Origin of the sequence: Pseudoalteromonas sp. LC2018020214 (genome assembly GCF_016598755.1) — a bacterium.
Taxonomy (GTDB): Bacteria; Pseudomonadota; Gammaproteobacteria; order Enterobacterales; family Alteromonadaceae; genus Pseudoalteromonas; species Pseudoalteromonas distincta.
In genome coordinates, this window is record NZ_CP066804.1 from 399370 (window position 1) to 413075 (window position 13706).

Consider the following 13706-nt stretch of genomic DNA (forward strand, 5'->3'; position numbering starts at 1 on the left):
TATTGATTAAAAAATGAATAATATTTTTTCAGATAAAAATTATAACTTGTTTATTATTAAAACAAAGGCCAAGTTGAAACATGCTAAGTCAACTATTTCAAAAACCGTCCCCGATGATGGTAGGAATTGATATTGGATCGCACTCTATCAAAGCGGTGCTTTTACGTGAAATTGAAACTGGATTTCGACTAGAAGCACTTGCAATTGAGCCGATGCCAAAAGGTGCGATGAGTGAGCGCACAATCCAAGATATTGAAGCGATTGGTAACGTTATTACAAAATTAAGAAAAAAATTACCGAAGTCGTTAAAATCTGCTGCAGTGGCTGTTTCTGGCCAAACAGTTATTACAAAAGTGATCTTCATGGATGTATCGTTAACAGATGCTGAACTTGAATCGCAAATTGAAATTGAAGCTGATAGTTTAATCCCTTACCCGCTTGATGAAGTGAGCCTCGATTTTGAGAAGCTTTCGACGAATGAGGCCGATCCTAGCAAAATGAATGTTTTGCTTTCAGCTGCTCGTACTGAGAGTGTTGAAGCACGGGTGGGCGCTTTAGAAGCCGCAAATTTAGAAGCCAAAATAGTAGATGTAGAAAGCTACGCATTGAGCCGTGCTATGGACGTTTACTATCAACAATTACCTAGCGATGCATTTAATAAGTGTGTGGCTGTGGTCGATATTGGCGCAGTTTTAATGCTTGTGAGTGTTGTGCAAGCTGGGGAAACCATTTATACCCGTGACCAAGTTTTTGGTGGCGATCAATATACAAATAGTATTGTTGCTTATTATAATAAAGGCTTTGATGAAGCCGAAATAGGCAAAACATCAGGTGATTTACCGCCAAACTATACCTTTGAAGTATTAGCCCCTTTTCAAACTTCGTTACTTCAACAAGTTCGCAGAGCTGTGCAAATGTTTTTAACAACCAGCGGTAAAGAGCAAATAGATTATATTGTATTAACGGGCGGTACATCGATGATAAAAGGTATCGACCGATTGCTTATTGAAGAACTCGGTATCCACTCAGTTGTTGCAGAGCCTTTTGTAAATATGGAAATTTCCCCAAAGGTAGATCGTAATATAATGCAGCGTCACAAAACGCAGTTTGCAATTGCAACAGGGTTGGCATTAAGGAGTTTTTCAACATGCCACATATAAATCTACTGCCTTGGCGTGAATCACAACGCGAAGAATCGAAAAAGAAATTTGTAACTATACTTGTTGGTGTCGTTATACTTTGTTTTGCAAGTATGTATTTATTAAGCTCTTTTTATAGTGCTTTAAAAGACGGTCAAAATTTAAAGAATAATTATTTAAGCTCAGAAATTAGCATGCTAGATAAAAAAATAAGTGAAATACGAAGCTTAGATAAAAGAAAGGAAAATTTACAACAGCGTATGAGGCTCATTGAAGAATTGCAAAGCAGCCGTAATTTGGGTACGCAAATAATGGATGAAGTTGCCAAAATAGTGCCAGGTGGTGTTTATTTAACAAAACTGGAGCGTAAAGGCAGCCAAATACATGTTTTAGGACGTAGTGAATCTAATAACCGCCTATCAACAATGCTCCGCCAAGTACAAAGCTCATATTTACTAGAGAACCCTTCAATGCAGGGCATTGTTGCAGGCGATCAATCTTCGCGTTTACTTAGTGATTTTAATATGGAATTTTATGTAAAACCATTTGATAAAATTGGTGAGGTTAGCGATGAACCTTGATTTTAAAGCACTGAGTGAAATTGATTGGAATGAAATAGAGCTTGATAACATTGGTGATTGGCCAATTGCTGTTAAATCAATTTGCTGCACATTTGTTGCGGGCCTTGTATTGTTTTTTAGTTATAGCCTATTAGTTTCTGATGAAATTGACAGCTACCATAGTGCCGTGGCAAAAGAAGTTGAACTACGAACAACTTATCGAACTAAGTATGCAGTAGCGAGCAAGCTTGAAATATATCGTCAACAAATGATTGAAATGGAAGATAAGTTTTCACAGCTATTAAAGCGTCTACCCACTTCGAACGAAACTCCTGGTTTACTTGATGATTTATCATATGTTGGGACAACGAGTGGTCTGACTTTTTTAAAAATAGGTTGGCTGCCAGAAGTTGAGAAAGAATTTTATACCGAGCTGCCGATTAAAATCGAAGTAATAGGTAGCTACCATGAGTTTGGTGAGTTTGTAGGTAAAGTGGCCCAGTTACCCCGGATTGTAAGCTTACATGACTTTTCTATTTTATCATCGGGCGATAAACAGTTAACATTCAGTGTTGTTGCAAAAACATATCGTTATGAAGAAGGGGTTAAAAAATGAAACTCCTTCGCGTAGTACCTTTAGCTATAGCATTTGTTTTAGCGGGTTGTAATGATGACACTTCTGAGCAAAAAGAATTTATTGATCAGGTAAAAGCAAGCACAACTCCAAGGGTTGAGTCGATCCCTGAACTGACAAAGTTTGAAATATTTGAGTACAGTGCTGGTCAGCTACGCAGCCCGTTTGTAGCGCCTCAGCCTGAGATTATTCAAAATAAACTAACGCAAGTAAAAAACTGTTTGCACCCAGATCAAGAGCGCCGCCGCGAACCGTTAGAGAAATACCCGCTAGATAATTTAGCAATGAAAGGCACAATTGGCTCTAGTGGACAAATATGGGCATTAATTACAGCAACAGATGACACTTTGCACCGCGTAACGGTAGGGAATTATCTTGGAAGTTATGATGGCAAAGTAAAAAGAGTAAGCAACGACTATATAGAATTAGTGGAATTAATCCCTGATGGGTCTGGCTGTTGGAAAGAGCGCCTGACGAAATTAGAAATGTTAGAGGCGGCAACAGATGGCGCAAATTAATAATAAAAAAGGTAAAAATAGGATGCATAAGGATGTACTTTGGCTTCATCGTATTTCACGGACATTACTGGCTGCTGTTGCTTTAGTCACTGTAAACTCAGCCATAGCTGGGCCATTGCTTTATGATGTTCGTTATAATCCATTACTTAAAGGCGAAACTGAATTACAGCTTGTTTTTGATGAAGAGTTAACCTTTGAACCAAAAGTTCAAGTGTTTAATAGCCCAGCCCGAATCGAAATGTTTTTTGATACTGCAGAGTTAGAGGTTGGTTTAAATGATGTTGAAGTTAATCAAGCTGGAATTAGCAGTGTTACTAATGTTTTAACTAACAGTGGTTTAAAGGTAACGGTAAACTTAGATAGATTAAAAATTTATGAGACTGAAGTTCATAACAATTTAGTATCGATACGTGTCTCTGATAACCCTCTTACAGAATCTGAAAATGAAGATGTAGTGCTGGATTCAGGTGATGTAAGTGGAAATTACATTAACCGTATCCAGTCAATTGATTTTAGACGTGGTGAGAAGGGTGAAGCAAAAGTACTTGTATTTTTACAAGACACTCAAGCTGCAATTGAAGTCCATGAAAGTGGCGGGAAAATTTACGCTGACTTTCATCACACCGATATTTTAGACGATCTACTTTATGAATTAGATGTATTAGATTTTGGTACTGTTGTCAGTAATATCGAGACTTTTAAAGAAGATGGTTTAAGTCGTGTTGTTATCGAACCAAATGCTCAGTTCACGTTTACGTATCAGCAAATAGATAATATTTTAACGTTGACAGTAGAAAAAGATGAAACGCAAAATGCGTACTTAGATGGTGGGGTTGAGTATCAAGGTCGCCCTATGACCTTAAATTTTCAAGATATCTCTGTGCGTGCAGCATTGCAAATTATCGCGGGTTACAACGACTTTAACTTAGTAACCAGTGATTCAGTAACGGGCAATATAACGTTGCGCCTAGATGGTGTACCGTGGGATCAAGCGCTTGACGTAGTACTACGTATTAAAGGGCTAGATAAGCGCATGGATGGCTCTATATTAATGGTAGCGCCTGCAGAAGAACTTGCAGCGCGTGAAGCCAAAGATTTAAAAGCTAAACAGCAAGTTGAAGACTTAGAGCCTCTATATAGTGAATACATCCGATTAAACTATGCTAAAGCCGAAAATTTTGCTGACTTATTAAAAACAGATACAAACAGTATTATAACTGCCCGTGGTAGTGTATCTGTTGATCAACGTACAAATACATTGTTAGTAAAAGATACTGTTAAGAGTATAGAAAATATCCGCCGCATGATTGAAACGCTTGATATTCCAGTGCAGCAGGTTGTAATAGAATCTCGAATGGTAACGGTACGCGATAACGTTACCGAAGACTTAGGCGTACGTTGGGGCTTTAGTGACCAAGGCAGTAGTGTTGGTATTTCAGGCTCTCTTGAAGGCGCAGAAGGTATTTATAATGCGACATCTACTTCAAATGCACCAAGTATTTCAGACCGATTAAATGTAAATTTACCTATCACTAACCCTGCGGCTAGCATTGGCTTACACATAGCAAAACTGGCTAACGGTACGCTGATTGATTTAGAACTAAGTGCGCTTGAGGAAGAGAATAAAGGCGAGATTATTGCTAGTCCACGTATCATAGCGGCTAATCAGCAAAAAGCCCGAATAGAGCAAGGTACTGAAATTCCTTATACTGAGTCAGCTTCAAGCGGTGCTACTACCGTAAGCTTTAAAAAAGCGGTACTGAGCTTAGAAGTTACACCTCATATCACACCTGATAATAAAGTAATTCTAGATTTAATTATTACTCAAGATACACGTGGTGATACCGTACAAACAGGTACTGGTGAAGCTGTGTCTATTGATACTCAAGAAATTCAAACACAAGTGTTAGTCGAGAATGGCCAAACCGTAGTACTCGGTGGTATTTTCCAACAGCAGATCATTAATACTACGAGTAAAGTGCCAATTTTAGGTGACATTCCTTACGTAGGAAGACTATTTAAAACCACAAGTGAGTTTAATGAAAAGCGTGAATTACTTATTTTCGTGACACCGAAAATACAAATTGATTAAAATACAGTGGTTTTATGTTAACCAACGGGTGATTATTTAGATTAATTGCTCGTTATATGGCTTTTTATTCTAATTGACTTGAAATACCCCTGCAATTACTGAGATAATCCCCTCCTTAATTTTGGGGCCAGGTCGTTAGGCGGGGTTTTATTTCAAATTTTAGAGTTTGTTTGTACTAAAAGATATGGCTGAGAAACGTAATATATTTCTAGTTGGCCCCATGGGGGCTGGCAAAAGCACGATTGGTCGTCACATCGCTGACCAATTACACCTTGAATTTGTTGATTCTGATCAAGAAATCGAACGCCGCACAGGTGCAGATATTGCATGGGTATTCGATCTTGAAGGTGAAGAAGGCTTTAGACTTCGAGAAGAGTCTGTTATTGGCGATTTAACCGAGATGCAAGGTATTGTACTTGCTACCGGTGGTGGTTCAGTAATGAGCAAAGAAGTTCGAAACAAGCTTTCGGCTCGAGGTATCGTTGTATACCTAGAGACACCTATAGAAAAGCAAGTTGCACGCACGCAACGCGACAAGCGTCGCCCATTACTGCAAACTGAAGAAGCACCTCGTAACGTACTAGAGCGCTTAGCAGAAGAACGCGAGCCCCTATACAAAGAAGTTGCCGATTTTGTTGTACGTACCGATGAGCAAAGCGCTAAAGTTGTTGCTAACCAAATCATCGAGAAATTAGATTTTTAAAAACCAATAATAAGGAAATAACTAAGCATGCTTAAATTAACAGTTAATTTGGACGAGCGAAGTTATCCTATTTATATTGGGCAATCTGCACTTCAAGATAATGGCCGCCTGGTTCACCATATTGGTGATTGTCGGCCTATCATCATTACTAATGACACAATAGCGCCTTTATATTTACAAGCGTTACTTGACTCATTAGCAGATCAAAATCCGCTATCTTTTATTATTCCTGACGGTGAACAATATAAATCACTTGAATGGTTTGAAAAAATATCAGCATTTTTACTCCAAAATAACTGTGGCCGAGATACGTGCTTAATTGCGTTAGGTGGCGGTGTTATAGGTGATCTAACTGGTTTTGTAGCGGCGTGTTATCAGCGCGGCGTACCGTTTATTCAAATACCAACGACAGTGCTTTCACAGGTTGATTCATCGGTAGGTGGTAAAACGGCAGTAAATCATCCTTTAGGTAAAAATATGATAGGGGCATTTTATCAGCCTCAAGCGGTTTTTATTGATACACAAACATTACACACCCTACCAGCAAGAGAGTTTGCAGCAGGTATGGCTGAAGTAATTAAGTATGGTCTGATTTACGATACCGAATTATTTGCATACTTAGAGCGAAACGTAGCTAATTTGCAGCAACTAGATGAAACGTGCTTACAGCATATTATTTTTAGATGTTGTGAAATAAAAGCACTTATAGTTGCGCAAGATGAAAAAGAGCATGGCTTACGTGCTTTATTAAACTTAGGTCATACATTTGCCCATGCAATTGAGGCAGAAATGGGCTACGGCGTTTGGTTACATGGCGAAGCTGTTGCAACAGGCATGGTATTAGCAGCTAAACTTGCCAAGACACGCCAAGATTTGAGCGCAAGTGAAGTTGATCGAATTATTAAGCTGCTTGAGCTATATAATTTACCAACAGAAATTCCAAAGCAAATGACTAGCGAGCAGTTCCTAACGCATATGCGTAAGGACAAAAAGAATAAAAGAGGCACTATACGCTTTATTCTACCTACCCAATTTGGCCAGTGTGCATTAGTTGATGATGTCTCTGATGACCAAGTTAGAGACTTAATCGAGCAGTAAATGCAGTCACAAATTTTACCAAGCCGTGCGGCTTTGGTGGATAGAATCGCACTGCAATTTGAGTACGGACAAAATTTAATAGTTTTACTTGGCACATCGGGGCTAGGTAAAAGTTATATGCTCGAAACCTTCATTACAGATAAATACAATGACTTTAATAAAGCGTTTGTGCAAGTAAGTGCACAAATGACTGACGCTCAGCTAATGAGCGATTTATTAGAGCAAAGCTTTAATTCCCCTTTGGTTGATCATAATTTAAGTTTACCTGAAAACTATTACCAGCTGCTTGAGCAACAGCAGTGCGGACCTTGTTTATGGGTGCTTGATGGCGGTAGGCAACTATCTGAAGAGATACTAATTGAGCTTGAGCTGCTTTCTAAAAATAGCCCTAATACGTTGTATATCATAATTGCATCACAGTCTAAACTTGCTTTAAATGACGCTGTCGAAATTTACTTGGAGCCACTGACGCTTCGAGAAAGCAAGATGCTATTGCAGTGGTACTTTACTGATTTACCTTATGATGAAGACCCTGTTTTTAGTACTTTTTTAGCCGAGGCTCATGGTAACCCCAGTTTATTGCTTGCTTGGCAACCTAGTGAGCACATAGCCGATATTATCGTTAAAGATAAAGTATCTTGGCGATTGCACTTATTGATTTTGATGTTGTTAATTATGCTTTTAATTATTGGTCTGCTTTATAAGTCTGATATGACGCAGTGGTGGCAACAATATTATCAGCAGGAAGAAACACAAGTCCTAAATACAGCAATATCTGTAGAGCAAGTAAGTGAGCCGGTTATAAAGCAAAATGACTCAGTAGTTACCTTAAATGACCCTGAAGTAGTTGAGCCAGATATTGAGCTTGAGAGCGTACACATTAATGATGTGCCTGCTATCATGCAAAGTCTTACCGAACCTGCAAATACCGTTAAGGTATTAGACAATGCTATTGATAATAGCGTTAAAAACAAAAGCAGTGAAGCAGGTGACGTTGTATCTAAAGCTCTAAAAGTAGAGAAAGTAAATACAGCAGAGCAAACTCAGATCAGCCAAGATAATATTTGGTATATGCAGCAAGCAGATACAAATAGTGTAATTCAATTATTAGCGGTAACTCAGCAGGAAGTTCGCGATAATTTCATTGCTCAATTCAATCTACAGCAGCAAGCACACACTTACCAAACGAAGCGAAATAATCAAATATGGTGGGTTGTTACATTTGGCAGCTTTGAGAGTATAAACGAAGCAAAATCAGCAATGGATACTTTACCCCCAGGGGTTAGAAAAAATAAACCTTTCTATAAAAAAATTAGTAAAATAAAGCAAGAAATAGCAGTCGTTGATCAGTAAAACACACTGCTTTAGTGTAAAATCGCGCAACACCAGATTGAAGTAAAGAGCCAATGCAGCAAAAAAGTAGAGCCTTCCTTAAATGGGCCGGCGGAAAATACAGCCTAGTTGAAAACATTAATGCGCGATTAAACCAAGCTAGCAAGCATGCTGATACTTTGGTTGAACCTTTTGTTGGTGCAGGCTCTGTGTTTTTAAATAGTGACTTTAAGCACTATATCCTCAACGATATCAATGCAGACTTAATTAACTTATATAAAGAGCTTAAAAGCTCTCCAGATGAGCTTATTAGTGACGCTAAAAAGCTATTTGTTGATTTGAATAATCACGCAGATGCGTATTACGAATATCGTGTGCAGTTTAATCAAAGTCGTGATGTATACGAACGTTCAATCTTGTTTTTATACATGAACCGCCATGGTTACAACGGACTGTGTAGGTATAATTTAAAAGGCATTTTTAATGTGCCTTTTGGTAAGTATAAAAAGCCTTACTTTCCTGAAAAAGAAATGTATTTTTTTGCTGAAAAAGCACAAAAAGCAACGTTCACTTGTTTAGATTACGATGACGTTTTTAAGTTAGTGCCTAACAATGCTGTTATTTATTGCGACCCACCTTATGTACCATTAAGTAAAACGGCTTCTTTTACGTCTTACGCTAAAGGGGGGTTTAATTTAGATGATCAGGCTAACTTAGCTAATTTGGCAGAACAAGCCGCATTTGAAAATAACACACCTGTGCTTATTTCAAACCACGATACCGTGTGGACGCGTAAAATTTATAGCCAAGCATCGCTTGAACAAATTCAAGTAAAGCGCACTATTAGCCCCAAAGGAGGCTCTAGAAATAAAGTTGACGAGTTGATGGCTATGTATTTAGCACCCAAGCAACCACTGCGTAAATTGCGATAACAAAAGCAACAAATAGTACAATCGCAATTAAAATGATGGATAAAGGAGAGTGTTGTTTAAAATCGACTTGGCGTTTATTTTCAGACTGAACACCAAAAAATGCAGCTAGCACACTTTGCAACGCGCTAAAAAATTGTAGCATTATTTAAAATAAAGGTTTTAAAGAAGGAGCGTTTTTAGAATCTTCAGAACTAGTAAGTAGTTCCAGTAAATCAAGGTAATGAAACTGAGCACTACGGCTATCGCCAGTTAACCACGAAAACCATGATGACTCTTCTTCAGCTTTAATACACGCAGTTAAAGTGTTTTGAGCACTTATCAGTTGTGTATTATGACAATTACTCACTGAGCTTAATTCTTGCTCAGAGCTTGAACCAAAGCTAAACGCCCCGATAAGCAGTAATGCCGACGCAATTAATATCCCAATTTTAAAAGCACGCATGATGAAATCCAATAATTTGTTACTTTTTTAATCATAGCAAATATTGGTTAAATATCAAACTTAAAGTTACCTAAAATGGGGGCTATCACGCCATATTACTTGGGTAACATCTTCAATTAAGTTACATTAACGCAATACACTATTTATTGATGGAGTTAATCATGTTTAACCCAGAGCAAAAATATTTAATAGCCCCTTCTATTTTGTCTGCTGATTTTGCAAAGCTAGGCGAAGATGTTGATAAAGTTCTCGAAGCGGGTGCTGACGTGGTTCACTTTGATGTAATGGATAATCACTATGTACCTAATCTCACAATTGGTCCTATGGTGTGTAAAGCACTAAGAGATTACGGTATTACAGCACCTATCGACGTACATTTAATGGTTAAGCCTGTAGATAGCATAATACCTTTATTTGCTGAGGCTGGTGCTTCTATTATTACTTTTCATCCTGAAGCCAGTGAGCACGTCGATCGTACAATACAGTTAATTAAAGATCACGGTTGTAAAGCAGGCTTAGTGTTTAATCCAGCAACAAGCCTAAGTTATTTAGATCATGTTATTGATAAGCTAGATACCATTTTACTAATGTCGGTAAATCCTGGGTTTGGCGGGCAAAGCTTTATCCCTCATACGCTTGAAAAATTACGCCAAGCAAAACAGCGTATTATTGAATCAGGCCGAGATATTCGCTTAGAGGTTGATGGTGGTATTAAAGTCGATAATATTGCAGCAGCGGCTCGAGCGGGTGCTGATATGTTTGTTGCAGGCTCAGCTATTTTTAATCAACCTGATTACAAAGTGGTGATTGATCAAATGCGTGAGCAGCTTGGAAGTGTTAAGTAATGAAGTACGATGTCGCCTTATTTGATTTAGATGGTACTTTGGTTGATAGCGTTTACGACTTGTATATCGCTATTAATTTAACCTTGAGCGATTTTGCTTTTCCTATTGTTAGTCAACGCTTGGTTGAAAGTTGGATTGGTAATGGTGTTGAAGTCCTTGTAAAACGCGCTTTGAGTGGCGATATGCAAGTGAGTGAAAATCTAGATGAGTCACTTAGTGGTAAAGCAATATTACAGTTCTATAAGTATTATGAACAACAAGTTGGTGAGTATAGTGTTTTGTACCAACATGTAGAAACAGGGCTTGCAGCACTTCGCGGTATGCCTAAAGCATTAATCACTAATAAGTCTCGAATTTTTACAGAGAAACTACTCGAAAAATTGGCACTAACGAGTCATTTTGATGTGGTTGTATGCGGTGACGACATGGCAAAAAAACCATCGCCAGAACCATTGCTATTTGCCTGCAAAAAGCTAAATGCGCAGCCTAATAAAGCAATAATGATAGGTGATTCTAAAAGCGATATACTTGCAGCTAAAGCCGCTAATATAGACGTAATTGCACTTAGTTATGGCTATAACCAAGGTGAAAGTCTTGAGGATTATAATCCGCAGTACCTATGCGATAACTTCTTAGATATAATACCTGTTCTAACGCAGCGTTAAATATTATTCATTAAGCAAAATAAAGGAAAATCATGAGTAAACCAGTAGTTTTAAGCGGCATTCAGCCAACCGGTGGTATGACAATAGGCAACTATGTTGGCGCTATTAACCAGTGGCTAAAGTTACAGGAAGACCACGAAAGTTTCTTTATGTTAGTAGACTTACACGCTATTACGGTTCGCCAAGAGCCTGAATTACTGCGCTCTCGAGTGTTAGATGGTATTGCTCTTTACGCGGCATGTGGCATTGATCCTGAAAAATCTGCGTTATTTGTACAATCGCAAGTACCTGAGCACGCACAATTAGCGTGGGTATTAAATTGTTACGCGCAAATGGGTGAGCTTAATCGAATGACTCAGTTTAAAGACAAGTCATCTAAGCACGCAAATAACGTAAACGTGGGCTTATTTTCATATCCGGTATTGCAAGCTGCAGATATTTTATTATACCAAGCTGATCAAGTGCCAGTAGGGGATGATCAAAAGCAACACTTAGAGCTGACTCGCGATATAGCCACACGCTTTAATAATTTATATGGCGACGTATTTAAATTACCAGAGCCGTATATCCCTGAGTTTGGTGCACGCGTAATGAGCTTGCAAGATCCACTTAAAAAAATGTCTAAGTCTGACGAAAACCCAAATGGTTACATCATGTTATTAGATGAGCCTAAGCAAATTGTGAAAAAGCTTAAAAAAGCAGTAACTGATTCAGATGAACAAGCACGTATATATTTTGATCGCACAGAAAAGCCTGGCGTATCAAACTTGCTTACTTTATTGAGTGTTGCAACTAAGCGCTCAATTGAAGACCTAGTTCCTGAGTATGAAGATAAAATGTATGGCCATTTAAAGAAAGATACAGCAGATGCAGTTGTAAATATGATTGAGCCAATTCAAGCACGCTTTAAAGAGATCAGAGAAGATCAAAACCTACTTGATGGCATAATGAAGTCAGGTGCTGAAAAAGCAAGTGTACGTGCTGAGAAAACATTGAAATCGGTATACGATGCGCTTGGTTTTATTCCTCGCGGGTAAGTTTACTAAAATAAAAAATGCCGCTTGTTAGCGGCATTTTTTATATAGCACATATCAACATGATAGACCCAAATAGAAACAGTAGCGATATAGCTAGTTTGTCTGTTTTATCCATTATTCAGCCCCTCTTACTGTTATATCTGCCGTGCTATCAATATCAACTAAAGAAACTTTATAGCCCTTGTTTTCAAGTAAGGTAAGTAAACTATCTTGTCCTGCAAGATGGGCAACTCCAACAAGTACAAACTCATTTTTGTCGTTGTTAAACATGGCTTCTACTTTTGGTAACCAATCATTATTTCTATCTGTAATGATTTGTTTGTAACTATTCGGATCATTTTTCTGCATATCTTCAAGTGCCACTTTATTCAGTGTGTCTGTATCACCTTTGCGCCAGGCAGCTAAAAGTCCTTTAAACATATCGCCATAGTTGTGAAGCTCGGCTAAGTTACGTTTAATGAAATCGTTTTCGTTGCCTTGACCCATTGTTTTAAAAAGCTCTAACTGAAATTCGATTGTTTCTAAGTAATTTTTTGTTTTGTTATCTTCAGTCGCTTTTTTAGTAAAGTAAGCATCAACCCCTTCACCCATTAAATTTTGCTTTTGAAGCTCCATCGACATTAAGACAATACTAACCATAGCAGGGCGAAAACCATCTAACTTAGCGAGGTTAGCGCCAAACTCGCTAAGCTTATTTTCAAGTGATGCCTTAATCTCGGGTTCTAGTTTTTGACTTAACGTTTCGTTATTTGTATACGATAGTGCGCCTAACATTTGCATTTGTGCATTGGTGTCGGCTGGGTCAGTTATCGGTGCTTCTAAAATAATCGTATCTGCTTGTTCATAAGCATGGTTAAACTCAGCGGGTAGTGGCATTTCAGCTTTAGGTAGTATGTGAACTGTACCGCCAATAAATAGTGAGTCATTACCATTGCTTACTTGCCATACAGAGCTTTGAGCCTGTGCTGTATTTGCTAAAAGACTACAGCTAAGTAATACGCTGGCAGATACTAATTTTTTTGTGAATTTTTTCATGATAATTCCTTTATGTAACTTTTAATTTTATTGTTTTTAGTTCGATAACACAGTGCTGAAATATGCAGTGATTGAGGATGTTACCTTTGAAAGGTTTTTATCAATTTGCGAGTTTATTTTGCTCATTGAAGAGTCAAGCTCAGCTGATATTTTTTCATCTATCGAAGAAAGTAACGTTTGTGTATCAACATTACTTTTTAAAGACTCAGTGGCGTCTATGTTGTTTGTTTCTTGCTGCTTTTTATTAACTGGGTTAATCGCTTCTACGCTTTCACCAATTATGCATTGATTAAAATTACTTTGAACGGTGTGTTGTTTAGCGTCAGCTGCAATAACTGAAGTTGTATTAAAAGCAGTTGTTAGTAGTAAAGCCGGTAGTACTTTTTTCATTGTGCTATTCATAATTAAACCTTTTATATTTTTAATTGCAGCCAATTTAGAATCACAAATGATTTTTTACTAAGCTGCTTGTTGATGACGGTTTAAAGAATATCGCTGAATTTATTGAGAGTCGCTTATCTAGTTATGAGCAATTAATAGATAAGGTTTTTAAATTAAATAATTGTTTTAATTTAGAGGGTTAGCCTTAAACCTTATAATGCTAATATAAGGTTTAAAATGCTTTTTCTATAAAAGAAAGTGTAGGTGTGATACGGTTTATAAAAATAAAAATA

At 37.8% G+C, this 13706-nt stretch carries 16 protein-coding genes; 12 read left to right on the forward strand and 4 right to left on the reverse strand.

The window, feature by feature from the left end; translation table 11 throughout:
- Positions 1–80 precede the first annotated feature (80 nt).
- The 9 genes from JG479_RS01780 (at position 81) to JG479_RS01820 (ending at position 9008) form a co-directional block, all read left to right on the forward strand.
- Positions 81–1160, forward strand: coding sequence for a pilus assembly protein PilM (locus JG479_RS01780; protein WP_024596029.1), 1080 nt, complete (start codon positions 81–83; stop codon positions 1158–1160).
- Positions 1148–1720, forward strand: a complete 573-nt coding sequence (locus tag JG479_RS01785; protein WP_002958376.1) for a PilN domain-containing protein — start codon at positions 1148–1150, stop codon at positions 1718–1720. The genes JG479_RS01780 and JG479_RS01785 overlap by 13 nt, the downstream gene beginning before the upstream one ends.
- The gene (locus JG479_RS01790) at positions 1710–2315 is read left to right on the forward strand and encodes a type 4a pilus biogenesis protein PilO (protein WP_200219798.1); all 606 of its coding nucleotides are present in this window, start codon (positions 1710–1712) and stop codon (positions 2313–2315) included. The genes JG479_RS01785 and JG479_RS01790 overlap by 11 nt, the downstream gene beginning before the upstream one ends.
- On the forward strand, positions 2312–2851 hold the full coding sequence (locus JG479_RS01795) for a pilus assembly protein PilP (protein ID WP_039485843.1): 540 nt from the start codon (positions 2312–2314) through the stop codon (positions 2849–2851). The genes JG479_RS01790 and JG479_RS01795 overlap by 4 nt, the downstream gene beginning before the upstream one ends.
- The gene (locus tag JG479_RS01800; RefSeq protein WP_200219799.1) at positions 2838–4943 is read left to right on the forward strand and encodes a type IV pilus secretin PilQ; all 2106 of its coding nucleotides are present in this window, start codon (positions 2838–2840) and stop codon (positions 4941–4943) included. The genes JG479_RS01795 and JG479_RS01800 overlap by 14 nt, the downstream gene beginning before the upstream one ends.
- 184 nt (positions 4944–5127) lie before the next feature.
- The gene (gene aroK / locus JG479_RS01805) at positions 5128–5646 is read left to right on the forward strand and encodes a shikimate kinase AroK (RefSeq protein ID WP_004589350.1); all 519 of its coding nucleotides are present in this window, start codon (positions 5128–5130) and stop codon (positions 5644–5646) included.
- Between the two features lie 27 nt (positions 5647–5673).
- Positions 5674–6744 (forward strand): 3-dehydroquinate synthase, encoded by a 1071-nt coding sequence (gene aroB / locus JG479_RS01810; RefSeq protein WP_024596026.1) that lies wholly within the window; start codon positions 5674–5676, stop codon positions 6742–6744.
- Complete coding sequence (locus tag JG479_RS01815) at positions 6745–8097, forward strand: SPOR domain-containing protein (RefSeq protein WP_197121765.1); 1353 nt, start codon at positions 6745–6747, stop codon at positions 8095–8097.
- A gap of 53 nt (positions 8098–8150) precedes the next feature.
- Complete coding sequence (locus JG479_RS01820; RefSeq protein WP_002958383.1) at positions 8151–9008, forward strand: Dam family site-specific DNA-(adenine-N6)-methyltransferase; 858 nt, start codon at positions 8151–8153, stop codon at positions 9006–9008.
- Here the strand turns inward: JG479_RS01820 and JG479_RS01825 are convergent.
- Positions 8965–9150, reverse strand: coding sequence for a DUF2970 domain-containing protein (locus JG479_RS01825; RefSeq protein WP_002958384.1), 186 nt, complete (start codon positions 9148–9150; stop codon positions 8965–8967). The two genes, JG479_RS01820 and JG479_RS01825, sit on opposite strands and share 44 nt — an antisense overlap.
- Before the next feature lie 3 nt (positions 9151–9153).
- Positions 9154–9450 carry a hypothetical protein gene (locus tag JG479_RS01830; RefSeq protein ID WP_200219800.1) on the reverse strand — a complete coding sequence of 99 codons (297 nt, stop codon included), beginning with the start codon at positions 9448–9450 and terminating at the stop codon, positions 9154–9156.
- Positions 9451–9611: 161 nt separating this feature from the next.
- On the opposite strand from JG479_RS01830, the gene rpe reads away from it, so the two are divergent.
- Genes rpe through trpS form a run of 3 tightly spaced genes read left to right on the forward strand, consistent with a single transcriptional unit; the run spans position 9612 to position 11997 of the window.
- Complete coding sequence (gene rpe / locus JG479_RS01835) at positions 9612–10295, forward strand: ribulose-phosphate 3-epimerase (protein ID WP_002958386.1); 684 nt, start codon at positions 9612–9614, stop codon at positions 10293–10295.
- Positions 10295–10960 carry a phosphoglycolate phosphatase gene (locus tag JG479_RS01840; protein WP_200219801.1) on the forward strand — a complete coding sequence of 222 codons (666 nt, stop codon included), beginning with the start codon at positions 10295–10297 and terminating at the stop codon, positions 10958–10960. Before rpe ends, JG479_RS01840 begins: the two co-directional genes overlap by 1 nt.
- A gap of 32 nt (positions 10961–10992) precedes the next feature.
- On the forward strand, positions 10993–11997 hold the full coding sequence (gene trpS, locus JG479_RS01845) for a tryptophan--tRNA ligase (RefSeq protein ID WP_002958388.1): 1005 nt from the start codon (positions 10993–10995) through the stop codon (positions 11995–11997).
- A gap of 114 nt (positions 11998–12111) precedes the next feature.
- Here trpS and JG479_RS01850 read toward each other — a convergent pair whose 3' ends face one another.
- Positions 12112–13032 carry a TraB/GumN family protein gene (locus JG479_RS01850; protein WP_200219802.1) on the reverse strand — a complete coding sequence of 307 codons (921 nt, stop codon included), beginning with the start codon at positions 13030–13032 and terminating at the stop codon, positions 12112–12114.
- Positions 13033–13068: 36 nt separating this feature from the next.
- Positions 13069–13434, reverse strand: coding sequence for a hypothetical protein (locus JG479_RS01855; RefSeq protein ID WP_200219803.1), 366 nt, complete (start codon positions 13432–13434; stop codon positions 13069–13071).
- Positions 13435–13706: the final 272 nt, after the last annotated feature.

Coding starts and splice junctions, on each gene's coding strand:
- JG479_RS01780 (WP_024596029.1), top strand. CDS start 81: ATGCTAAGTCAACTATTTCAAAAACCGTCCCCGATGATGGTAGGAATT.
- JG479_RS01785 (WP_002958376.1), top strand. CDS start 1,148: ATGCCACATATAAATCTACTGCCTTGGCGTGAATCACAACGCGAAGAA.
- JG479_RS01790 (WP_200219798.1), top strand. CDS start 1,710: ATGAACCTTGATTTTAAAGCACTGAGTGAAATTGATTGGAATGAAATA.
- JG479_RS01795 (WP_039485843.1), top strand. CDS start 2,312: ATGAAACTCCTTCGCGTAGTACCTTTAGCTATAGCATTTGTTTTAGCG.
- JG479_RS01800 (WP_200219799.1), top strand. CDS start 2,838: ATGGCGCAAATTAATAATAAAAAAGGTAAAAATAGGATGCATAAGGAT.
- aroK (WP_004589350.1), top strand. CDS start 5,128: ATGGCTGAGAAACGTAATATATTTCTAGTTGGCCCCATGGGGGCTGGC.
- aroB (WP_024596026.1), top strand. CDS start 5,674: ATGCTTAAATTAACAGTTAATTTGGACGAGCGAAGTTATCCTATTTAT.
- JG479_RS01815 (WP_197121765.1), top strand. CDS start 6,745: ATGCAGTCACAAATTTTACCAAGCCGTGCGGCTTTGGTGGATAGAATC.
- JG479_RS01820 (WP_002958383.1), top strand. CDS start 8,151: ATGCAGCAAAAAAGTAGAGCCTTCCTTAAATGGGCCGGCGGAAAATAC.
- JG479_RS01825 (WP_002958384.1), bottom strand. CDS start 9,150: ATGCTACAATTTTTTAGCGCGTTGCAAAGTGTGCTAGCTGCATTTTTT.
- JG479_RS01830 (WP_200219800.1), bottom strand. CDS start 9,450: ATGCGTGCTTTTAAAATTGGGATATTAATTGCGTCGGCATTACTGCTT.
- rpe (WP_002958386.1), top strand. CDS start 9,612: ATGTTTAACCCAGAGCAAAAATATTTAATAGCCCCTTCTATTTTGTCT.
- JG479_RS01840 (WP_200219801.1), top strand. CDS start 10,295: ATGAAGTACGATGTCGCCTTATTTGATTTAGATGGTACTTTGGTTGAT.
- trpS (WP_002958388.1), top strand. CDS start 10,993: ATGAGTAAACCAGTAGTTTTAAGCGGCATTCAGCCAACCGGTGGTATG.
- JG479_RS01850 (WP_200219802.1), bottom strand. CDS start 13,032: ATGAAAAAATTCACAAAAAAATTAGTATCTGCCAGCGTATTACTTAGC.
- JG479_RS01855 (WP_200219803.1), bottom strand. CDS start 13,434: ATGAATAGCACAATGAAAAAAGTACTACCGGCTTTACTACTAACAACT.